22 protein-coding genes are annotated in these 21,367 nt (G+C 39.5%); 11 read left to right on the top strand and 11 right to left on the bottom strand.

Features of this window, described 5'->3' with window-relative positions; all coding sequences use genetic code 11:
- Positions 1–10: 10 nt before the first annotated feature.
- Entirely contained in the window at positions 11–880 is an 870-nt protein-coding gene (locus tag GQR45_RS05135) for a DMT family transporter (RefSeq protein WP_165725340.1), read from the bottom strand.
- Between the two features lie 507 nt (positions 881–1,387).
- Between GQR45_RS05135 and GQR45_RS05140 the strand changes: the two genes are divergently transcribed.
- The 4 genes from GQR45_RS05140 (at position 1,388) to GQR45_RS05155 (ending at position 4,464) form a co-directional block, all read left to right on the top strand.
- Entirely contained in the window at positions 1,388–2,752 is a 1,365-nt protein-coding gene (locus GQR45_RS05140; protein ID WP_165725341.1) for an adenine DNA methylase, read from the top strand.
- A gap of 8 nt (positions 2,753–2,760) precedes the next feature.
- Positions 2,761–3,186, top strand: a complete 426-nt coding sequence (locus tag GQR45_RS05145) for a YcfL family protein (RefSeq protein WP_165725342.1) — start codon at positions 2,761–2,763, stop codon at positions 3,184–3,186.
- Positions 3,187–3,197: 11 nt separating this feature from the next.
- On the top strand, positions 3,198–3,818 hold the full coding sequence (gene lpoB, locus GQR45_RS05150; RefSeq protein ID WP_007375407.1) for a penicillin-binding protein activator LpoB: 621 nt from the start codon (positions 3,198–3,200) through the stop codon (positions 3,816–3,818).
- A 178-nt stretch (positions 3,819–3,996) separates the two neighbouring features.
- Entirely contained in the window at positions 3,997–4,464 is a 468-nt protein-coding gene (locus GQR45_RS05155) for a glycine zipper 2TM domain-containing protein (protein ID WP_008134100.1), read from the top strand.
- A gap of 445 nt (positions 4,465–4,909) precedes the next feature.
- Here the strand turns inward: GQR45_RS05155 and GQR45_RS05160 are convergent, their stop codons facing one another.
- From GQR45_RS05160 to GQR45_RS05170, 3 genes are all read right to left on the bottom strand, one after another.
- Positions 4,910–5,794, bottom strand: coding sequence for an IS4 family transposase (locus tag GQR45_RS05160; protein WP_165725343.1), 885 nt, complete (start codon positions 5,792–5,794; stop codon positions 4,910–4,912).
- Positions 5,795–6,082: 288 nt separating this feature from the next.
- Positions 6,083–7,300: a pyridoxal phosphate-dependent aminotransferase gene (locus GQR45_RS05165; RefSeq protein ID WP_010554238.1), complete on the bottom strand. Its 1,218-nt coding sequence runs from the start codon at positions 7,298–7,300 to the stop codon at positions 6,083–6,085.
- Between the two features lie 105 nt (positions 7,301–7,405).
- Positions 7,406–7,750: an Hpt domain-containing protein gene (locus GQR45_RS05170; protein ID WP_007582543.1), complete on the bottom strand. Its 345-nt coding sequence runs from the start codon at positions 7,748–7,750 to the stop codon at positions 7,406–7,408.
- Between the two features lie 137 nt (positions 7,751–7,887).
- Here GQR45_RS05170 and GQR45_RS05175 point away from each other — a divergent pair, with 137 nt between their 5' ends.
- Positions 7,888–8,484 (top strand): tRNA-uridine aminocarboxypropyltransferase, encoded by a 597-nt coding sequence (locus tag GQR45_RS05175; RefSeq protein WP_165725344.1) that lies wholly within the window; start codon positions 7,888–7,890, stop codon positions 8,482–8,484.
- Between the two features lie 23 nt (positions 8,485–8,507).
- The gene (locus GQR45_RS05180; RefSeq protein WP_165725356.1) at positions 8,508–9,293 is read left to right on the top strand and encodes a CLCA_X family protein; all 786 of its coding nucleotides are present in this window, start codon (positions 8,508–8,510) and stop codon (positions 9,291–9,293) included.
- A 16-nt stretch (positions 9,294–9,309) separates the two neighbouring features.
- Here the strand turns inward: GQR45_RS05180 and dcd are convergent, their stop codons facing one another.
- Positions 9,310–9,894, bottom strand: a complete 585-nt coding sequence (gene dcd / locus GQR45_RS05185) for a dCTP deaminase (protein WP_165725345.1) — start codon at positions 9,892–9,894, stop codon at positions 9,310–9,312.
- Positions 9,895–9,900: 6 nt separating this feature from the next.
- Positions 9,901–10,977, bottom strand: a complete 1,077-nt coding sequence (gene apbC, locus GQR45_RS05190; RefSeq protein WP_165725346.1) for an iron-sulfur cluster carrier protein ApbC — start codon at positions 10,975–10,977, stop codon at positions 9,901–9,903.
- 187 nt (positions 10,978–11,164) lie between these two features.
- Here apbC and metG point away from each other — a divergent pair, with 187 nt between their 5' ends.
- Together metG and GQR45_RS05200 are read left to right on the top strand one after the other, a co-directional pair.
- Positions 11,165–13,186 carry a methionine--tRNA ligase gene (gene metG / locus GQR45_RS05195; RefSeq protein WP_165725347.1) on the top strand — a complete coding sequence of 674 codons (2,022 nt, stop codon included), beginning with the start codon at positions 11,165–11,167 and terminating at the stop codon, positions 13,184–13,186.
- A 116-nt stretch (positions 13,187–13,302) separates the two neighbouring features.
- Positions 13,303–13,950 carry a bifunctional 4-hydroxy-2-oxoglutarate aldolase/2-dehydro-3-deoxy-phosphogluconate aldolase gene (locus GQR45_RS05200; protein ID WP_024593389.1) on the top strand — a complete coding sequence of 216 codons (648 nt, stop codon included), beginning with the start codon at positions 13,303–13,305 and terminating at the stop codon, positions 13,948–13,950.
- An 81-nt stretch (positions 13,951–14,031) separates the two neighbouring features.
- Here GQR45_RS05200 and lepB read toward each other — a convergent pair whose 3' ends face one another.
- Positions 14,032–14,682, bottom strand: coding sequence for a signal peptidase I (lepB, locus tag GQR45_RS05205; protein WP_007582535.1), 651 nt, complete (start codon positions 14,680–14,682; stop codon positions 14,032–14,034).
- Between the two features lie 183 nt (positions 14,683–14,865).
- Here lepB and GQR45_RS05210 point away from each other — a divergent pair, with 183 nt between their 5' ends.
- Positions 14,866–15,366, top strand: coding sequence for a fasciclin domain-containing protein (locus GQR45_RS05210; protein ID WP_007582534.1), 501 nt, complete (start codon positions 14,866–14,868; stop codon positions 15,364–15,366).
- Between the two features lie 81 nt (positions 15,367–15,447).
- Here GQR45_RS05210 and GQR45_RS05215 read toward each other — a convergent pair whose 3' ends face one another.
- The 3 genes from GQR45_RS05215 to aceK form a co-directional block, all read right to left on the bottom strand.
- Positions 15,448–15,699, bottom strand: coding sequence for a DUF2999 family protein (locus tag GQR45_RS05215; protein ID WP_007582532.1), 252 nt, complete (start codon positions 15,697–15,699; stop codon positions 15,448–15,450).
- Between the two features lie 62 nt (positions 15,700–15,761).
- On the bottom strand, positions 15,762–16,724 hold the full coding sequence (locus GQR45_RS05220) for a zinc-binding dehydrogenase (RefSeq protein ID WP_165725348.1): 963 nt from the start codon (positions 16,722–16,724) through the stop codon (positions 15,762–15,764).
- A gap of 64 nt (positions 16,725–16,788) precedes the next feature.
- The gene (gene aceK / locus GQR45_RS05225; protein ID WP_165725349.1) at positions 16,789–18,561 is read right to left on the bottom strand and encodes a bifunctional isocitrate dehydrogenase kinase/phosphatase; all 1,773 of its coding nucleotides are present in this window, start codon (positions 18,559–18,561) and stop codon (positions 16,789–16,791) included.
- Between the two features lie 117 nt (positions 18,562–18,678).
- On the opposite strand from aceK, the gene GQR45_RS05230 reads away from it, so the two are divergent.
- Positions 18,679–19,626, top strand: coding sequence for a LysR family transcriptional regulator (locus GQR45_RS05230; RefSeq protein ID WP_101216732.1), 948 nt, complete (start codon positions 18,679–18,681; stop codon positions 19,624–19,626).
- A gap of 74 nt (positions 19,627–19,700) precedes the next feature.
- Positions 19,701–19,889 (top strand): hypothetical protein, encoded by a 189-nt coding sequence (locus tag GQR45_RS05235; RefSeq protein ID WP_165725350.1) that lies wholly within the window; start codon positions 19,701–19,703, stop codon positions 19,887–19,889.
- On the opposite strand, the gene GQR45_RS05240 is transcribed toward GQR45_RS05235, so the two are convergent.
- Entirely contained in the window at positions 19,890–21,263 is a 1,374-nt protein-coding gene (locus tag GQR45_RS05240) for an IS4 family transposase (RefSeq protein WP_096058041.1), read from the bottom strand.
- Between the last annotated feature and the right edge of the window lie 104 nt (positions 21,264–21,367).

Consider the following 21,367-nt stretch of genomic DNA (forward strand, 5'->3'; position numbering starts at 1 on the left):
TTAAATAATATTAAACCTTCTTTTTATTTAAAATAAATACCAGTACAGCGCCTAATATTAATGAGCTTGCTATTACAAACTCCATTGTTACCTGCTCTGATAAAAACAAGACCCCGGCCACGGCTGCAAGTACAGGTACACAAAGCTGCACAACAGCAGCTTGGGTACTTTTAAGCAGTGGCATAGCCACATACCAAACACTGTAACCAATTCCAGAAGCTATCGCACCCGAGGCACATGCAAGCAAAACCCCTTCAATACTCATATTTTTTAAATAACTCATACCAACAAGTAATAAAACAGGGATAGCCACTAAGCTTCTTATAAAGTTAAACCCTGTAGTACGCAGTGGCGATACGCACACTTTACCGCGAATACTGTAAATACCCCATGCCACACCACTGAGTGCCATAAGTGATGCACCTAATAATGACGGTACAGCAGCAGATGGCAGCATTAAATATACAAACCCACCTAGCGCCACTATAAACGCGCACCACTGAAGCACACTCAACTGCTCTTTTTGATATATACCCCAGCCAATCATAGTGAGTTGCACGGCTGAAAACAAAATCAGTGCACCGGTGCCTGTATCTAGCTCTACGTATGCAATCGAAAAACAAAGTGCATAAACTAAAAGGCTTATACTGCTTCGCCAGCTTCCTTTATCACTTAAAATAGCGGGGTTAAATGTGCCTTTTCGTTTTAAATTATGAGTATAAATAGTCATTATAATGCCCAAACACGCAGCACCACTGAGTAAGCGAATAACTGTAAAGTTCCAAGCATCTATATAGCCTTCGGCTAAAGCCATTCTGCAAAAAAGAGAATTTGCAGCAAACGCAATTAAAGCAATGATTGTGTACAACGTAGCTTTCAAAAAAATTCCTTAGCAATAAAAACAAATTACAACGTTATTTCAATTAATTAACCTACTAAGCTAAAAACATTGTCATAAGCGCCTATAAAACCGCTTACTGAGCAGCACATTTAAACAGGATTGTTATAACTGTGCAAAGGGAGTATTTAGTTTTAATAAATTAGATCATTTATACTAAAATCTTAGCCGCATTTGCAAAATACGGTGTCTACAACACAAGATACCCTTTTAGTATTTTTCGTATACGACTTAGTGAATAGCAATTACTTCATTTAAAAAATTCATTTATCATTACGCTTTAGAGATCATTGTATTCAATAAGACCAATAAAGTACCTTAAGCATTTCAATATTGTTACCCAACAAGAAAATTCACACTTTGTTCACCAATGTCATTTTATATTTCTTTATTAGCAGGCAGTTTTACTCTACGATTTTTTACAATATTTCACACATTTAGCTAAAAATAATATGTTAATGTATACAGGTGAATTGAGAGGAGTGCGCAGTGCGCCTAAGTATAATTTTAAGCTTTTGTTGTATTTTAAGTGGGTGTAGCACAATGGGCTTTAATGACCTATTTAATGACTATGCCACGCAAATGACACCAATAAGAAATGCGATCGAGAAAAACAATATCGAAGAAGCGCAATCCCTTATTGCCAATAATAGCACCATGCACAGCAGCTACTTACTCAACCAACTTGAGCAAGCTCGCTTAAACGACTTAGCCAATACGCCACAAGAGGCACAAAGTAAATTTGAGAACGTGTATACGCAAATGCAAAAAAAACGCGAAGCCGCCAAAATACAAGTAAGTGCGGGGCTTGAGCAAAGCAATGCGTTATTTACTAACGACTCAGCAATTACTTATGTACCACCGGCTTACGAAATGAGTATGCTTCATAGTTATAAAGCACTTAACTACGTGTATAAAAATGATGTAGAAGGCGCTTTAGTCGAAATTCGCCGTGCTAATAAAGTACAAGTTGATGCACTAAGCGAAAATAAAACAGATGGCGACTCAACAGTTAAGGAAGCGCAGCAGCACTACCCTAGCATGGGCAATGTAACCAGAGATGTAAAAAATGGCTTTCAAAATGCCTACACATTTTATTTATCTGCTTTGCTTTATCAAAGTGCTAAACAGTATGACGATGCTTATATTGATTATAAAAAAGCACTGGCTATACAACCTAACAATATTTATTTACAGCAGGACGTAATGCGCCTTGCTAAAAAACAAGGGTTTGACCAAGACCTAAGTGAATTTAAAAAACGTTTTAGTGATGCACCCACAATTTCTGCAACGCAAGGCGAAGTAATTGTTTTATTTGAACAAGGCTTAGTACCAAAACAAGATGAATTTAAACTGCGCTTACCAATTTATTCATCACGCGGCGATGCACGCTTTTACAGCCTTGCAATGCCAGTGTATAAAGATAATGCCTATGTGCGCCGCCTTAATAATATAAACATAGATGCACAAAGCATAGAGCTGAGCCCATTAGTACACATTGAAGCACTTGCAGCAAAAACATTAGAAGATCAAATACCTGCAAAAGTAGCTCGCCAAGTACTCAGATTAGTAGCTAAAGAGAAAGTGCGTGCAGAACTTGCTCGCAGTGCCGGTGATGTAGGTAACATACTTGCTAATATTTATAATTTGGCGTCTGAGCAAGCTGATACACGTAGCTGGCTTACACTTCCAAATCAAATAAGTGTTGCAAGGCAAAGCCTAAATACAGGTGAGCATTCTCTGCATATAGGCACACAAGCACCTATAAATTTTACCGTTAGTAAGCAAGGGTTAACGTTAATTTACTTAACCTCCGTTAATAACTACTTTAATTACCACGTAGTTCAACTTTAGGAGCCATCATGAAATACATAGCGCCATTATTAGCAGTCTTAATGCTCAGTGCATGTTCCAGTAAACCGGTTACATCGGGTATTTCCGTTGAACAAAATAAAAATCAGTTTAATGAGCAATTACGTGTAGATAACCTAGAGCTCGGTAAAAAGCTGGCCATTACTGATGTTAAAACACGTCAAACCAACCAGTTAACCGATGTAGTAGTGACACTTTCGAGCCAGTATAAAAAATCACAGTATTTGCAGTATCAATTTAATTGGTTTGATAAAGACGGCTTTGTTATTAAAGGCAATCATTCACCTTGGCAAGCACTCACCTTATTTGGTTTTGCAAAAACACAATTACCGGGCTTAGCACCTAGCTCTGATGCGGTTACCTTTTCTATAGCAGTAAGAGAAGTGTCTACCGAATCACAAGAATTTAAAGATTAAAGGAAACAACCATGATCATCAGTAACAAATTTAAAACAGCATCAACTTACGCTTTAGTTGGCTTGAGCGCTTTAGTACTAAGTGGCTGTGCTAATAAAGCCGTAGTAAGTTATGGCGATGCACAAGCAGTAGAAACAACAGATATTAATTTTGGTTCTACCGACTTACAAAAAGTAGCGAGCCAAATGACCGACTCACTACTCAGCTCACCTGTTGTTGGCACAATGACCGCTAATAAACGCCCTGTAGTATTTGTTGAGCGTATTAAAAATAAAACCAGCGAGCACATTGATACAGAATCAATCACCGATTCAATCTCAACACAAATGCTACGCAGCGGTAAGTTCCGTTTTGTAGATATGACCCGTGTTGAGTCAGTACGTGAGCAATTAACGTTTCAAAATGAAGATGCTCTTGTTAACCCTGCAACAGCCGTTGCATTTGGTAAACAAATTGGTGCGCAATATATGTTATATGGAAACTTATCAAGTATTGTTAAATCAAATGCCGATAAATCAGACGTATACTACAAATTTACAATGCGTTTAATGGATATGGAAAGCGGCCTAGTTGAGTGGGCAGACGAAACTGAAATTCGTAAAACTAAAGAAAAATCAACCTTTGGCTGGTAGCTAATACCAATCTGCTTATATATGGGGTCTATTTAACGTTAAGAAAATTACGCTAGTACTAGGCAAAAATTTTTGTATCTAGTTTTTCTAAATAAAAAATTTTTAACGACGTTATAGCGCAATTTAATTCGTTAAATTGATCAAAGATTTATGCAGGTTGGTATAAAAGGAGCAAGTTATGAAAGCAATTACTGTAATTATGTGCGCTTTACTTACAATAAGCGCGCCTACGTTTGCTAAATACGAGCGCAATAAAGCAGTCCCTGTGCAGCAAGTTTTATTTGGTGACGTAAAATCGGTACGCAATATTACCGAGCAAGAAATCATTCAAGACAAAAACAACGGCTGGAAAACCTTTGGCGGTGCATTACTCGGTGGCGTAGTAGGCAACCAGTTTGGTGGTGGTAGCGGCCGCACAGTAGCAACAATATTAGGTTCGGTAATTGGCGGCAGTGTTGCACATAATAGGCAGCAGCAAAGTCATTATCAGCAAAATCACTTTGTAGAGTTATTAATACAAGTTGAAAATGGCGACCAGTTTATGGTTGTTCAAGATCAGGACCAATCAATGCGTTTTAGCAAAGGCGATAACGTAAGATTAGTGTACTTGAACGACAACACAGTGCGTGTAGATAAAGCGTACTAGGACGTGCTGAACTTTGGTGGTTGAATTTGCAGCAGAATGTTTGGTATTTAGACAAGACAGAGCCTATGAACTGTGGTTGTTCCCTATAAATAGGCGATAACGCAGCATAAATGCCAAACATGCGCTGCCCGAAGGGCTGAGGGATCCCCACTTTATCCAGCGGCCTCTTTTTCGTAATTCAAAATAAAGTTTTTTAAACTTTTTTCTATATAGCTTTGTGTAATACGTCTCTTACATAGCTTTATGACTTGCTTGGCTAAGGTTAAAAATGAAAGAACTCGGCGATTCTTAACGCTATTTGCTTGAAATTTTATATGCCACTTTCTTTTTTCTGCTTCACACCCTATAAACCATAACGCAGTGCTCGCTATTGTGGCTATCAAGCATAATATTCCTATTCTATTTATGCCGGTGCTTTTACTAAAACACCACGAAAAACCATATCTCAAACTTTTGTCATCGCGGAATTTTGCTCTATTTGCATTCTTTTACTATATAAACCAACTACTCGCTTACTCATCATTGTATTGTCTGATGTCGCGAGTAACCATGGCTCTTTAGCTAAGTTTTGATACATTTTTGTATCTTTCGTAAATCTGCTTTTTCCTTTTCTTCCTTTATTTTTTCCATGATATACGTGTAAAAATGCATCGCATGCTGTCGGGCTGGACTGAGTTAGTCGTGCTTGACCTAACGCCTTAGGTATATCGCTGGCACCAGCCCTAAGTTGTTTTAATGTATGCCATTGTGATTGCATGGCTAGTTTACACTTCATTGAGCCTCTTAATCGACCTATCATATGCCAACCAAGTTCGCGTACTTTACTATACCAAGGCGTAAGAAAGCCGCCGTCTGTTACAATATAGACACTAGGATGTCGTCCAAGCACTTCATAAAGTTCATCTAAAAACAGGCTGTTGGTTGCTGGGCTATCAAAATCCTTCTGCTCAACAATCATGTTATAAATCACGATAGAGCGCCCATCCACAAGTAAGCTTGCTCGCAGTAAGTGATAGTCGTGACCACAGGCACCGCTCCAGTCAACGGCAATTGCAAGCATGGGTAAAGAGTCAATAATAGGATGAGCTAATGCTTCATAGATAGCGACCCTTTCATTGTAGAGGTGAGTATTTTTTAAGAAGCGATCAACGCGTTTTATTTTATGTTTTACATCCACAGCGCCAGACAAATTTCTGCCGATTTCAGTTAAGGTAAGTTTATTGCCCGAAATTAATGCATTACTGCAGCTTAGTAATGTTTTTACTCTGGCATTATTGAATGGCGCTAATGCATGTTTAAAGTACTTATGGCAAACTGATGTCTCAGGCATAGCAGTTGTGACTTATGTGGGTTGTGGTGATTTACATAAGATCATAAATTGCTGTGCCTGTCACGTTTTGGGGATTCGTCAGCCCGAAGGGTTCTGCCTAGCGGCAATTAACTCTTTGTTGCGCGGTTTTTACTTAGCCCACTAGGTTACAAACCTCGCGTCGCGATTTAATCGCCCCTAGATTGAACAAATTTCAATCCACAAAGATCAACACGCCCTGTTAATATATTCATGACTAAAGTAAAAAACGAGCCAAATTTGGCTCGTTTTTTAATTATTTTTTAATAACTATACTTGGCGATAGTCTTTAAAAAAGCGCTTCATTTTTAACATCGCATCCGATAAATCATCTTTGCTTGGTAAAAAGACCAACCTAAAATGATCAGGATCTGGCCAATTAAACGCCCTGCCATGCACAAGTAATATTTTTTCGGCTTTGAGCAAATCGTACATCATCTTTTCATCATCTTTGACGTTAAAAAGTGCTGTATCTACTTTGGCAAATGCATAGAGCGCGCCTTTAGGTTTTTTACAACTAATACCTTCAATATCATTTAATCCACGCCATGCAATATCACGCTGCTCATATAAGCGCCCACCCGGGTTTATTAGACTATCAATTGATTGCACGCCGCCAAGTGCTTGTTGAATCGCATACTGCGCAGGTACATTGGCGCACAAACGCATAGATGAAAGTATTTCTAGGCCTTTGCGTAAATCATCCATTACCGAGGTACGACCGCTCAAAACCATCCACCCCATTCTCAGCCCCGCTGCACGGTATGTTTTTGCTAAACCATTAAAAGTAATAATAGGCACATCGTCGCAAAGTGAGCCGATTGAAGTATGCGTTATACCATCGTATAAAATCTTTTCGTAAATCTCATCGCTCAATAACAGCAGTTTATGTTCACGCGCTATATCAATTAATTGCATTAACAAATCATCACTGTAAACCGCACCAGTAGGATTATTAGGATTAATTAATACCAGAGCTTTAGTTTTAGACGTGATTTTACTTTTTATATCTGCAATGTCCGGAAACCAATCTTGCTCTTCATCACATAAATAATGCACGGGATTACCACCCGATAACGTGACCGAAGCAGTCCAAAGTGGATAATCTGGAGCAGGAATAAGCACTTCGTCGCCATTATTTAATAGTGCTTGGGTGATCATCTGAATAAGTTCGCTTACGCCATTACCAATATAAATGTTATCTACATCTAAATTATGTAATCCACGTTGTTGATAGTGTTGATAAATAGCCACGCGGGCAGAATAGAGGCCTTTAGAGTCACAGTAACCTTGGGCTGAATATAAGTTGCGGATAATATCTCGGTGCATATCTTCTGGCATATCAAAACCAAAAGCAGCCGGATTACCTATATTCAATTTTAATACTTTTTGACCTTCGTCTTCCATTTTTTTAGCTTGCGCTAAAACCGGCCCACGAATGTCATAACATACACCTTCTAATTTGTGACTCTTTTTAATATCAGACATTTTTACCTCGACTAGTGAATCTTTAGACTAACCTAGTAAAGGCGTAAAATGCCAGCCTATTTAAACGCTTAATACTGAAATAAATTCACGTTTCAGTTTCAATAATTAACGAGATGCTAACCATTCATTTAGCTTAGCTTGAGAGCCTGTTACTTGAGCCATTAAGCTATTAGATGCGTCGATGGCTTCAGCTAAGTTATCTAGGTTTAAATTTTGTTCAATAACGCGAGATACTTCAGCAAGGCTTGAAGCACCAAACTGCGCAGCGTTAGATTTTAAGCTATGAGAATGACGAATCGCCGCTTCTCTGTCTTTTCCAATGGTTGCTAAAACTTCAGAGCCTAAACGCTCAAACTCCGAGCAGCAAAAATCAAGTGTATCAGCAAACTGCTCACCCAATAACGATTCCATACTCTCTAATGCTGATGTATCAATATTTATTTCTGTCATATTTTAAGCCCTTAAAACAATCCATGTAAATTACAGTTTAATAGTACTACTTTATATTGATGCGTAAAAAAAACCAACTTAATTACCTTATAAATGTATAATTGTGAGGATCATACTGGCAACAAAAAGTTTATTAAATGGCACGCACACTTTGTAATCATTGTAACTTTGCACTTAACACCTGTATTTGCAGCGCAATTACAAATATAAACAACAAAGTTAAGGTTATTATTCTACAGCACCCAAGCGAAGAAAAAATAGCAAAAAATACCGCTAAACTACTCAATTTGTGTCTAACTGATTGCCAAATAGTCAAAGGCGAAAATAATGACGACTTTTCTATTCTTAAATCACTGCCAGTAAGCTCAACTGTTTTGCTCTACCCTAACGAACACGCTGTAAATTTAGACGATAGCGCTGAGCAATCTAATATAAAAAACATCACCCATTTAATCGTGGTTGATGGTACATGGAAAAAAGCCTACAAAATTTTGCAGCTCACCACATTGCTAAATCAATTCAAAACGGTCAGTTTTAAACAGTTACCTAAAAATCGTTATGCTATTCGTAAAGCCCCTAGGGCCGACAGCCTATCCACACTTGAAGCCGTAGCGCATAGTTTGTTTTTAATAGAGCAGTTAAGCCCTACCCCACTTTATAATGTGCTTGATGAATTAATACAAAAACAAACCCAACACATGCCCGAGCACGTAAAAGCACGTTACTTAGATTAAATTCGTACTATATGAAACTTGCAATGCGTAACTACCCTAACAGGCTAAAACGTGGCTTTACTCGCCAAGGCCCCGACTATCGCTTTGACGACCAAGTCGACTTTAGCGATATAAGAGATACCTTTGGCTTTAGATCAATGGTCGTCGGTAAATGGGTAACTAAAGAAGAGCGCTACATTAGCGCTAATTTAATTTACGATGCACTGGCCGACCTTGCACAAATACTGCATTTACCGCCCAAAGCTATTGGCCTGCGCGGGAAGCTTAATTTTGCATTTGGTCATGGCGGTCAAAAAAGTGTACAAGCGCATTATAATGCAGCTTCTCAAACGCTTGCCCTTGCAAAAAATGCAGGCGGTGGTGCACTTGCTCACGAATGGTTTCATGCGTTTGACCATCATATAAGCGAGCATTTATTTGCAGCAAAACCACGATTTGGTTTTGCCTCAAAATTATGGCTTTCAAACACACCTAATTTATCGCACCCACTTAATAATGCTTTGAACAGTTTTTATAAACATGTATTTTTAGATGAGCACGGCGTTGATGCTAATAACTTTGTACAAACATGCATAGAACACGATAAAGCTCACAATATGAATTATATGAGTATGCCAGAGGAGCTTGCCGCACGTTGTTTTGAAGCCTGTATTGAGCAGCATTCAAATATAAAAAATAGCTTTTTAGTGGGGGGCTTACAAAGTAGTAATTTAATATACCCAGATATTGGGCATATTAATAAAGCAAATGAAGCGCTTAACCAGTATTTTGAATTACTGGGCTATGCGCTTCATAAAATAGACGAGTAATGTCTATATTTGGTGATTACTTATCGTCACTAATACGACTTGCTACTGCACTGTTTTGATCTTTATATTTTGCATCTTTACGGATGTTGTATGGGTTTTCACACGGGCCCGATAGCATTTCAAAGCTCATAGCCCCAATTTTCATCAGTGGACGAAGCGCCAGTGGTAATTTGCCTGAGTTGTAAAACTCTAAAACAATATTACCGCTCCAGCCTGGATCTATTCGGTGCGCTGTTACATGCACCATTAAACCTAAACGCGCAAGCGATGAGCGTCCATCTAACCAGCCGACTATGTCTGCTGGCAGAGTTACTTTTTCGTGTGTTATAGCAAGTGCAAGTTCACCTGGGTGTAAAAAGAATGCTTCACCTTCATCAAGCACTATTTCTTCACTCATGATTGATTCCATAGCTTTATTTAGCTGATCTTTTGGACCGCTTAAATCGACGTATGCCGCGTTGTGTGCATTAAAAGTTCTGAATTTATTACCTAATCGCAAATCGGCAGTTACACCTGAAATCATGTCACTTGTTGGCGCAGGCTCAATAACAATGCGACCATCGCTTAGGTATTTATTAATATGTGTGTCTGAAAGTCTCATTATTTATTAATCTTCTGTAATCACAATTTCAATTGCATTGTGATGCTGTTGATAATAGAGCGTGCTGGCTATAAGCCTCGCTGCTGCGCTGTATGTTTTGCTTATCGCCGCGTCGTTATCGTTGGCAATAAGTTTTCCTTGCTCAGAATACTCACGTATATCTATTGCAAGAGGAATATGGCTAAGTACGGGTACACCGTGCTTGTGCGCCAGCTTTTGTGCACCGTCTTTACCAAATACGTGATTAGCTTCACCGCAGTGGCTGCAAATGTAATGGCTCATGTTTTCTATTAAGCCCAGCACCGGCACGTTTACTTTATTAAACATGGCAATGCCTTTTTGCGCATCGGCAAGGGCTAAGTCTTGCGGTGTAGTGACAATAACAGTGCCGCTCGCTGGTACTTTTTGGCTCATTGTAAGTTGAATATCACCGGTGCCCGGTGGCATATCTACAATTAAGTAGTCAAGCTCGCCCCAATCAGTCTCGTTTAGCAATTGGCTAAGTGCGCCTGACGCCATTGGCCCGCGCCAAACGGTGGCATCATCGCTTGGCACTAAAAAGCCAATTGACTGCGCTTTAATGCCGTTTGCATCAAAAGGCTGTAGCTGTTTGTTATCTTTAGTGACGGGCTCTGCGCCCACCAAGCCTAAAAGCATTGGAATAGATGGGCCATAAATATCAGCATCTAAAATACCCACCTTTGCGCCTTCGTTTTTAAGGGCGCCCGCCAAGTTAACAGCAGTAGTCGACTTACCTACTCCGCCTTTGCCTGAGGCAATAAGCACAATATGTTTAATCGCCTTAAACTTAGCTGCCTCTTTAATGATAACCTTGGCGCTAATTGTTACAGACACATTTAAGCTTTCACTAACGTGTTGCTCAACTAAAGGCATTTCTGATTGCCCAGCAAATGGCAGGGTTAATTTAATGTGTAGTGATTTATCGTCATTTTGAGTAATAGTATCAATGAAGCTTTCGTCAATACCGACGGCAAAAGCCGCACTACGATATGCCGCTAAGGCAGTAATAATCGGTTGTTTTTGCACCGATTTAGAAGAGAATAGTTTCGACAGTCCAAACATAGCAATTAAATAGCGTTTCTTTGATGAAAAGTGCCACGGAATTATGTAACATTCAGGGCATTAACACCAGTCAATTAATAAAAATCCATAAGCTGTGCGCACTCTAAGCAGATAGCTTGTAGATAAATTAATGATAATTGCCGTTTGTATAATAAAAACGGCGTTTTATCCTCAATTCGGAATGATTATGACGCAGCGAAAGATCCTGATTACCAGCGCATTACCTTATGCAAATGGCCCTACTCACTTAGGTCATTTATTGGAATATATTCAAACTGATATTTGGTCACGTTTTCAAAAACTACAGGGCCACGAAGCTTATTATGTTTGCGCAGACGATGCCCACGGCACGCCAATTATGCTTAATGCGCAAAAGCAAGGGATCACGCCTGAAGAAATGGTAAAACAAGTGAGCATAGAGCGCCAACGCGACTTCGCTGACTTTAATATCAAATTTGATAACTACCACAGCACGCATAGCCAAGAAAACAAAGAATTAAGCGAACTTATTTATAACCGCCTAAACGATGCCGGTCATATTAAAAAGCACACTATTTCGCAATTATTCGATCCAGAAAAAGGTATTTTCTTACCCGATCGTTTTGTAACTGGTACTTGCCCAACGTGTAAATCTGAAAACCAAAACGGCGACAGTTGTGATTCGTGTGGTGCTACATACAGCCCTACCGAACTCATTAATCCGCGTTCTGTAATGTCAGGTGCAGAGCCTGTACTTAAAGATTCTGAACATTACTTTTTTGACCTGCCAGCATTTGAAGGCATGCTAAAAGAGTGGTTACACTCGGGCACTATTCAACAAGAAATGGCTAACAAGCTAGACGAATGGTTTACCGATGGCCTGCAGCAGTGGGATATTAGCCGTGATGCGCCTTACTTTGGTTTTGAAATTCCAAATGCACCGGGCAAATATTTTTACGTTTGGTTAGATGCACCTATTGGTTACATGGCGAGCTTTAAAAACCTATGTGATAAAAAAGGCATCAACTTTGATGAGTTTTGGGCTGAAGGTTCAGACGCTGAGCTTTATCACTTTATTGGTAAAGACATCATTTATTTCCACAGCTTATTTTGGCCAGCAATGTTAGAAGGCGCTAATTTTAGAAAGCCAACTAACGTATTCGCTCATGGTTTTGTTACTGTAAATGGCGAAAAAATGTCTAAATCAAAGGGTACGTTTATTAAAGCGCGTACTTATTTAGATAACTTAAACCCAGAGTACTTACGTTACTACTACGCAGCAAAATTAAGCAGCGGTATTGTTGACCTTGATTTAAACCTAGAAGACTTTGCACAGCGCGTAAATTCAGACCTAGTAGGTAAAGTGGTAAACATAGCGAGCCGTTGTGCTGGCTTTATTACTAAAAAGTTTGATGGCAAGCTAAGCAACACTATTATGCAACCAGAGCTGTTAGCAGAGTTTCAAGCGGCTGCACCTAGCATTACAACACACTATGAGAACCGCGATTACAGCCGCGCAATTCGCGAAATAATGGCGCTTGCCGACAAAGCAAACCAATTTATTGATGGCGCAGCACCTTGGGTATTAATTAAAGACGAAACTAAGCAACAAGAAGCACACGAAGTGTGTTCTCTTGGTCTTAACTTGTTCCGCGTTTTAATTACTTACTTAAAACCAGTGCTACCAGAAATGGCCGACAACGTACAAGCATTTTTAAATGACGACCTTGCATGGGACGGCGTTCAAAATGCTCTCGTAAGCCACCCTATCAATAAATTTAAACCGTTAATGCAGCGTGTTGAAATGGATAAAGTAAATAAAATGGTTGAAGAATCTAAAGAAAGCTTAGCGCCAAAAGTAACTATTGACCCTAACAGCCCACTTGCAAAAGAGCCGATTAGCGACGAAATAGAATTTGATGACTTTGCAAAAGTAGACTTACGCGTAGCTAAAATTGCTAAAGCAGAGCACGTAGAAGGCGCTGATAAACTACTTAAGCTAACACTTGATTTAGGCGGCGAAACTCGCCAAGTGTTTGCAGGTATTAAATCAGCTTACGCACCAGAGGATCTCGAAGGTAAGTTAACCGTTATGGTCGCTAACCTTAAGCCTCGTAAAATGCGCTTTGGTATGTCTGAGGGCATGGTATTAGCAGCAGGTCCTGGCGGAAAAGAAATTTATATTCTTAACCCAGATGACGGCTCAGAGCCTGGTATGCGCGTAATGTAATATTACTCATACAATAAAAACCGCTGATACATCAGCGGTTTTTTTATGGGCAAAAGCAATGTTTAGTCGTATATTCAATACGAATGCCTCTGTATCAAATAAAGTGAATTGTAATTATGACCCAAATTTTAGATGCCAACAGAATAAAAGTAAGTAGCCAAATAAAACAACACAAATTAGTCGCCATACTGCGCTTAAAGCAACAAGGTGATGTAGCACCATTAATTGATTGTTTAGTTAATGCGGGCATAAACGCACTCGAGATCACGTCAAATACACCGGGCTTTGAGCAAGAAATAGCAAAAGCTCGTGCAGCTCATAAAAACGCACTTATTGGTGCAGGCACAATAATTAACACCACCCTTGCTCAGCAAGCAATTGATGCAGGCGCGCAGTTTATTGTAACGCCAAATACCAACAAATCGGTTGTCGAACTTGCCCACCAGCACGGGTTACCAGTATTAATGGGTGCGCTAACACCTACCGATGTAGCAAATGCAATTGAATATAAGGCAGATATTATTAAGGTATTTCCTGCGGGCAGTATGGGCGTTGGTTACTTTAAAGCATTAACAGGTCCATTTTCAGAAGCACAATTAATACCTGTTGGTGGTGTGAATTTAGATAATTTATCACAATGGTTTGAAGCAGGTGCTTGTGGCGCGGCAGTAAGTGGCGATTTTTGTAAGGTATTAAATACCGAACAAGAGCGTAGCCACCTTACCAAGCTTGTAAAAAACTATATAAGTAAACTGCCTAAATAGGCAGTTTATTTTATTTATAAAATAGCCAAATGTGTGCTCATAAAATTTGATTGGGCGCTATACAAAATTAATTACTACTAATTAATTCAGCTTTTTCAATACGCGATCTTTTCTTGGTAGGTAATAATTATCGTAATCAAGTGACACTATAACGCGCTCTGCTTTTCCTAATAACTCGTTACGCGGAATTAAACCTATTACACGCGAGTCAGCGCTATTGTCGCGGTTATCGCCCATTGCTAAGTAATAATCATCAGGAATTGTAATTGCATCAAACCCCGATAAACGTGAAGGAATATTTGCCACTCTTATCGAATGCTCTAATCCGTTTAAATCTTCAATTTTATCAAGCGAGTCTATGTTGCTTCGCTGATCTGCATAATTAAGTTTTTTACCATTAATAATGAGCTCATTATTTTCAAGCGCAACGGTGTCTCCTGGCACACCAATTACACGTTTAATTAAACGGTTATCGGCAGCTTGTGAGTCAAAAACAATAATATCACCAGCTTGTGGATCCGCTAATTTAAGTAATTTTATGTGCGTAAATGGGACGCGAATATCGTAGGCCATTTTATCGGTAAGTATTCTGTCACCTTCTTGAATGGTCGGTTTCATTGAGCCTGTTGGCACTTCGTACCAATCGGCAACAGCGCTTCTAAATACGCTCATCAGTGCAATAAATACGATAAGAGAGCGGTTATTTTTCCAAAACTTATAAACTAATTTCATGCCTATTCCCTTCAATTGAACAAGTCTTTAATTGAGTAACTATTTATATGACTTTGCTAATTAGCTGCAGTTCAATCAATGATGTAACAAAACATGTTGACTACTAATTTTAATTGATCGATTAAATTTAGAGCGTCGTAACATTTAACGAAACCAACGGGTATTAACTTAAAGGAAAATAAAATGTTTAAGAAAATTACTACTGCATTATTGTTTACAACTGCAAGCCTTGGATTTACTACAATGGCTTATGCTGATCATCATGGTATGAAAAAAGACGTTGTTGAAGTAGCCGTTGAAAATGGTTCGTTCACTACTCTTGTTGCTGCTGTTAAAGCCGCAGGTTTAGTTGAAACACTGCAAGGTAAAGGACCGTTTACTATTTTTGCACCAACAGATGCTGCATTTTCTAAATTACCTGAAGGCACTGTTGAAATGCTACTCAAGCCTGAAAACAAAGACAAGCTAACGGCGGTATTAACTTATCACGTAGTGTCTGGAAAAGTGATGGCAGCCGACGTAATGAAGGTAGATAGTGCGAAAACACTACAAGGCCAATCAGTTATGGTTAAAGCCGACAGCATGGGCGTAATGATAAATGACGCTAAAGTTGTAAAAGCTGATGTAAAAGCAAGCAACGGCGTAATTCATGTTATCGACACCGTACTACTTCCAAAAGAGTAGTCATAAAAGAATAAGCCAAATAAAAAAGCATAAGTAAATACTTATGCTCTTTTATTTATTTTTGTTTCATCACATAAAAAATTATTGATTTAGTTTTTCTTTCGCTTCTTTTACTTTTTCAAAATCTAAACCAAGTTCATCAGTCGCTTCTTTAATAAGGTGCGGTTGAGTCATTACGACTGCCATTAGTTGCTGTAGTTTTTCTGGCGGAATACCAAGCTCTTGAACAAGCGCCATTGCCATCATTGGGTTTTGAGTAAACGCTTCAAACAATGCTTTTACTTTTTCGTCGCTTACATTGTGCTCTTTAAGTATTGCTAGTATTGGATTCATTATTAAACCTTAAGTGTTTTTTATAGGGCTTAGTATATGGGCTAAACCCTAAAATTAAAGAGTTACTCTACAAGTAAAACAACTTTACCAGCATTTTCATTACGCTCTAAAATAGCATGAGCTTCGTTTGCGTCACTCCAAGGCAATGTTTTATACAGGTTAAAGTCGTACTTTTTAGTGGCAATATCATTGTAAAAACGCGCTACAAAGTCGTCGCGCACCTGGCGTTTAAACTCAATACTACGATTTCTAAGCGTTGAGGCATGAAACGAAATACGTTTGCGTAAAAGCGCGGCAAAATCAACTTCTGCAAAACGTCCATCTAAAAATGCAAGCATTACAATTTGGCAATCCATCGCTGCAATAGCGGCATTTTTATTTAAGTAACTCCCCGAAACAGGATCTACAATTGCATTTGCTGTTAACTCATTTGCTTTCATATATTCTACAAAGTCGGTGGTTTTGTAGTTAATTGCATGATCGGCACCGAGTTCTTTTGCGTGTTGGCATTTGTCATCCGTACCGGCAGTAATAACTACGATAGCACCTGCGCTTTTAGCCATTTGAATTGCGGCACCGCCTACACCACTAGCACCTGCATGAATGAGCGCTGTTTGCCCTTTTTGTAATTTACCAAGCTCAAATAATGCGCCAAATGCTGTTAAATACACTTCGCTTATTGCAGCACCTTCAGCCATTGTCACATCATCGGGTAATTCCATAAGCTGCTTTGCATCAACGGCTACATATTCACTGTAAGCGCCACCAGAACACAAAGCAAAAACACGTTTATTAAGCCAAACTCTATCAACTTTACCACCAATATCGCTAACAACACCGGCACATTCTAAACCTAAAATAGGGCTATCTCCCGCAGGGGCCGGGTATTTACCTTGGCGCTGCATACTGTCTGCACGGTTTACACCTATTGCTGCAACTTTAACAAGTACTTCATGGCTCTTTAAAACCGGTTTTTCGGTTTCACTAAATGCAAGATTACCATCTTCATGAGAAATATATTTCATTGTTGCTCCAAGTTTAAAAACTGTAATAACATATAGATGGGGATGAACACAGATTCAAACAACCTCAAAAGCGCCAACTTTGTTTGTAAGGATAAACATCGGGTAGATAACCATTGTGTACTTGTTGCTGACAACTCTGCCAAAACGTCGCTAAAAACAAGTTACTGTGCTCATTATTAAAATAATTAAACGCAATCTCGTTGGCGCTAAAAAACACCTTAAATTGGCTCGGAAATATATCGTTTTCAGCTATATCAAAATACGAGTTACTACTTAGCTCTTCAAGTGCATTTTGGGTTTGTGGCACCTCTCTAAAGTTGCAATCGGTTAGTGGGCAAATTTCGTCAAAGTCGTAAAACACCACTCGCCCCCATCGCGTTACGCCAAAGTTTTTCATTAGCATGTCGCCCGGAAATATATTAGCACCGGCTAATTCTTTAATTGCTTTACCGTAATCATGCATAACTCTCTCTAAGGTTTTGTTATCGCATTGGGTAATATATAAATTAAGCGGGGTCATTTTACGCTCAACATAAACGTGCTTTAAAATAAGTGCCTTGCCAGATATAACCATGCTGCTACCAATTTGGCTTTTCATCTGCTCAAGCAGCTCGTCGCTAAAACGGCTTAAATCAAACGCTAAATATCTAAATTCGTGTGTGTCTACCAAACGACCAACCCTATCGGCTTGTTTTACAAAGTTATACTTTTCTTTCACTTGTGCTTTGGTGGCTGTTTTTGGCGCACTAAATTTGTCTTTAATTACTTTATAAACGTAATCTAGCCCTTCAATAGTAAATACCAGCATTACCATACCCGGCGTCCCTGGTGCTGTAACATACTTGAAGTTGGCTGGGCTATTTTTAGTCGTATCAACCTTGTGCCGATAAAACTCAGTTTTGGCGTGCTTTATAAAACCAATGGCGTTAAATAACTCAAAGCGTTGTTTATGTGGCATTAACACACTTAAGTAATCTACATAACGAGCGGGCTTATCGGTATCAACCATAAAATAGGTGCGTGCAAAACCAAATAATAAACTTAATTGATCGGCGCCCATCATTACAGCATCAAGCTTTAATCCCTCATCGGTATTTAAAATAGCGATAGCAAAAGGCATATTGTCGCCATTTTTAGCAATGCAGCGCCCAATTAAATAACAGGCTTTGTTTCTAAAAAATAATGAGTTGGCGTATTCAATATACCCATCGTTTAAATTTATAAGTTCGTACACCTGTTTGCATTGCTGCTTAGCGCCTTGCATTAACGTACTTTGTAATGTGGCTACATCGCGTTCTAAATGACTAAACGGCACTCTAAATACTTGATTAGTGATAAGCGTTTTAACGGCGTTATTAAACCCATTATGTAGCGATACCCTGCTCACTAAGCTTTCATAAGAGCGCGGCTCACTACGATACTTTGCTTTTAATACAAACAAATGCACAGTACGAATTTTTTTATCGTCCCAAATTGCGCCAAACGTTGAGTTAAAAAAGGTATGCGCAATAGGTTTATTTTCGTGATTTTCTACCATATCGCCGTAAATATTTTTAGCTAACTGCCACGTTTGCGGGCAAGTAAGTTCAGCATAAGCAATAACTCTGACGGCTTCACTCACGTTTTTAACTTCGCGCTCATACACCTGTAAACGTTCACGCATAGCACTTTGTACACTGTGATACTGTCGTTGTTCAAAACGGCTTTGTGCACCCAGTGTAATATTTAAAAATTGCGAAAACATCGCCTCAAATCCAGCAAAAACAGATCGTGCAAGCTTACTGGCTACAACGTGTTGTAGCGCATTATTAGATTGATTTGTTAGCTTATTTTGCATAAATACAGCACTTATATTGATGCCAGTTATGGCGGTTATTTTTTATTAATGGTTTACACCTTAGCAAGCAGGCTTTAATTTAGATAATTAATAAAGCATATAAATAAAATTGATTCTATGAATATAAGAAATGTCGATCTTAACCTTCTCGTTTATTTAAATGTGTTAATAGATGAAAAAAGTGTGTCAAAAGCTGCAAATAAACTTGCTCTTACGCAACCGGCTATGAGTAATGCGCTAAAACGTTTGCGCGATTTATTTGACGACCCGCTACTTGTGCGTGCCGCAGGCTCTATGACGCCAACGGCAAAGGCACTTGCATTAAAGCCTGAAGTTGAGGCCCTATTAAAAATGGCTGAAGCTATTACGCAGCCTAGTGAGCAGTTTAACCCTACAACCGCTGAAGTTACGTTTAGAATAATGGCAAACGACTATATAGAGTCGACCTTAATAGCCCCTTTTATAACGGCGCAGCTTAGTAAAAACCCCGGTATTAATTTTGATGTATTGAGCCCAAGCGACGTAAACCTACAAGATATGGAAAAAGGCACTATTGATTTAGCTATAAACCGCTTTAACGGTCTCCCTCGCTCGTTTCATCAGGCCAGTGTTTGGCGCGATAACTACTGTTGTTTAACGCATCCTAAAAATACATTTTTACAACATTCAGGGTTAGACGACTACTTACAAAAAGAACATATTTGGGTAAACCGTGCAGGCTGGGGACCAGAGGCCGCTGTTACTAATAAATCAGGTAAGCAAAAATTAGGCTGGGTAGACGAAGCCCTTTGGCAACTAGAACAAACCCGTAAAATACGTGTTTTTACTCGCCACTACATGGTCGCAAGCCTGCTTTGCCAATCAGAGCAACTTATTGCCACCCTACCGCGCAGGCAAGCTAAGTTATTAACTTCTCATACTGATTTAGTAATCAGCCCGGTGCCATTTCAAATAGTCCCTATTGAGGTAAAAATGATATGGAGCCCGCTACTACACCACGCGCCTGCACACCAATGGTTAAGGCGTGAATTATTAGCGTTTGCTAAAACGATTGCAGATAGATAAATTAAATACAGATATGCTGTGTTATAAGTTTCAAACAAGCTCGGTTTTATACAATAACTTCAAATGGAGTACAAATGGATAGTGCATCAATAATTGCGTGGAGTGTTTTGTTTGGCGGCATAGGTATTGGCTACCTTACTTACGGGCGAAGAAAAAAAGCCGTAGTACCACTTTGTATTGGTTTATCGTTATTGGTGTTTCCGTACTTTATGACCAGTGTTAGCATGCTACTGATTATAGGCGCTATTTTAGCTGTCTCTTGATCACAAGTCTGACTCAAGAGATTTTGCTAAATCGTAGCCTTCCAGGATGGCTTGTAACTTAAGCCATCCTTGCCATAACACTTTCACAGATGCACGCCCTGTGCGCTTGGTATCTTTCCAGCCTCCTAACTTTGCCAGTTCCTGATACGCCCATGACATATTTGGAGCAGTTTCAGGCAATGGTGTTTTTATTCTCTTTAACCACAATAACTTCCATGCTTTGGGAGATAACAGTTGTTCACAACTTGGAGAATCAGGCTGCTCATTGGTGAACTTTAGTTGCAATATTCGCGTCGCAATAAAGCCATTAATCGTCACCAATCTTTCCATGTTATCTTGGCTTTGAAGGCGTAAACTTTCGATATCCGTACCATCACTTTTCCAGACTTTATGGTATTCCTCTACAAGCCAACGGTGCTCATAGTAGGTGATGATAGCTAAAGCGTCTTCTTTGCTGGTGACTGGTTCACTGGTTAATAGGTGCCAGCTTAAGCCGTTCTCAGCGTTTCCTCGCTCTGCACAGCCGACATAGTAAACTGGGAGGGAGTGTCCTTTCTTATTGTAAGGCGCTTTGAGTGTCACTGGCGCATAGGTGATATCCAGTGTTGCGCTTCGGGCTTTTCTTCCTCCTTTTTGTGCAATGTGGATGTGTTTGGTGCCTGCACTCATCAGCTCGCTTGCAAACGCATAGAGCTTATCCTCACCTTCTTCAATATGACGACTTTGCATCGAGCGTACGACGAATCGTTGCTGCTCGCTCAGTTTATACTGCAAGTATTCGTAGATGTCCGCTTCGCGGTCACACACCGATATCACGTTCGCCATTTGTCCTTGCAGCCGCTCTGCCATCGCTCGTGACGCTGACTCCCACTTGTAACTTTCTTTTTCTTCGTAAGAAGTCGTCGCGTGTTTTTCTCTTTTTCCAATCGTGTTGATATCACGACTCCAGCGAGACTGTTCAATTAATCCCACAACTTGCTTTGTGTCTGGCGCAAACAGTAATACGCTATGAGCTAACAAGCCTCGTTGTTTTGCTCCTCGTCCGACATGACCCAAATCATCTCGAATGGAGGAATGTTTATAAATTAGTGTGGTCGTGTCTTCTAATGCGAGTAATAAGTTATGACTTTTTGCTTGTTCAACCGTGGCTTTAAAGCCTGACTCTGCTATAGCCGTTGCGTCAATATTCTCGTTGCGAATAAAGCGGTAGGCACCTTCCATATCGGCGGGGGATTGAGTGATGTTCACAAGTGGTTTTCCTGGTTCATTTGCAAGCGTTGATGCTAACTTTACCAGACGCGCTGTTCTTCTTGGATCACCTAAGTCCGATTTACCGAATTGTTGTTTTGCCCAATGAGTATGTTCGTTAATCATAATGTGCCCTCAAACAAGATTTGAAGATCTGATCATGACATTGAGATTTAGTTCAAAAAAATCCCCGCTAATTTCTTAGCAGGGATTTGTGTATAAGAGACAGC

This window comes from Pseudoalteromonas sp. SA25 (assembly GCF_011378705.1).
GTDB classification, from domain to species: domain Bacteria; phylum Pseudomonadota; class Gammaproteobacteria; order Enterobacterales; family Alteromonadaceae; genus Pseudoalteromonas; species Pseudoalteromonas arctica.

What these genes read in the sequence shown, in the direction of transcription:
- GQR45_RS05175 (WP_165725344.1), top strand. Translation starts at nt 7,888, where the DNA reads ATGGCACGCACACTTTGTAATCATTGTAACTTTGCACTTAACACCTGT.
- metG (WP_165725347.1), top strand. Translation starts at nt 11,165, where the DNA reads ATGACGCAGCGAAAGATCCTGATTACCAGCGCATTACCTTATGCAAAT.
- GQR45_RS05220 (WP_165725348.1), bottom strand. Translation starts at nt 16,724, where the DNA reads ATGAAATATATTTCTCATGAAGATGGTAATCTTGCATTTAGTGAAACC.
- dcd (WP_165725345.1), bottom strand. Translation starts at nt 9,894, where the DNA reads ATGAGACTTTCAGACACACATATTAATAAATACCTAAGCGATGGTCGC.
- GQR45_RS05210 (WP_007582534.1), top strand. Translation starts at nt 14,866, where the DNA reads ATGTTTAAGAAAATTACTACTGCATTATTGTTTACAACTGCAAGCCTT.
- GQR45_RS05145 (WP_165725342.1), top strand. Translation starts at nt 2,761, where the DNA reads ATGAAATACATAGCGCCATTATTAGCAGTCTTAATGCTCAGTGCATGT.
- GQR45_RS05170 (WP_007582543.1), bottom strand. Translation starts at nt 7,750, where the DNA reads ATGACAGAAATAAATATTGATACATCAGCATTAGAGAGTATGGAATCG.
- GQR45_RS05165 (WP_010554238.1), bottom strand. Translation starts at nt 7,300, where the DNA reads ATGTCTGATATTAAAAAGAGTCACAAATTAGAAGGTGTATGTTATGAC.
- GQR45_RS05160 (WP_165725343.1), bottom strand. Translation starts at nt 5,794, where the DNA reads ATGCCTGAGACATCAGTTTGCCATAAGTACTTTAAACATGCATTAGCG.
- GQR45_RS05235 (WP_165725350.1), top strand. Translation starts at nt 19,701, where the DNA reads ATGGATAGTGCATCAATAATTGCGTGGAGTGTTTTGTTTGGCGGCATA.
- lpoB (WP_007375407.1), top strand. Translation starts at nt 3,198, where the DNA reads ATGATCATCAGTAACAAATTTAAAACAGCATCAACTTACGCTTTAGTT.
- GQR45_RS05215 (WP_007582532.1), bottom strand. Translation starts at nt 15,699, where the DNA reads ATGAATCCAATACTAGCAATACTTAAAGAGCACAATGTAAGCGACGAA.
- GQR45_RS05180 (WP_165725356.1), top strand. Translation starts at nt 8,508, where the DNA reads ATGCGTAACTACCCTAACAGGCTAAAACGTGGCTTTACTCGCCAAGGC.
- GQR45_RS05230 (WP_101216732.1), top strand. Translation starts at nt 18,679, where the DNA reads ATGAATATAAGAAATGTCGATCTTAACCTTCTCGTTTATTTAAATGTG.
- apbC (WP_165725346.1), bottom strand. Translation starts at nt 10,977, where the DNA reads ATGTTTGGACTGTCGAAACTATTCTCTTCTAAATCGGTGCAAAAACAA.
- aceK (WP_165725349.1), bottom strand. Translation starts at nt 18,561, where the DNA reads ATGCAAAATAAGCTAACAAATCAATCTAATAATGCGCTACAACACGTT.
- lepB (WP_007582535.1), bottom strand. Translation starts at nt 14,682, where the DNA reads ATGAAATTAGTTTATAAGTTTTGGAAAAATAACCGCTCTCTTATCGTA.
- GQR45_RS05155 (WP_008134100.1), top strand. Translation starts at nt 3,997, where the DNA reads ATGAAAGCAATTACTGTAATTATGTGCGCTTTACTTACAATAAGCGCG.
- GQR45_RS05200 (WP_024593389.1), top strand. Translation starts at nt 13,303, where the DNA reads ATGACCCAAATTTTAGATGCCAACAGAATAAAAGTAAGTAGCCAAATA.
- GQR45_RS05240 (WP_096058041.1), bottom strand. Translation starts at nt 21,263, where the DNA reads ATGATTAACGAACATACTCATTGGGCAAAACAACAATTCGGTAAATCG.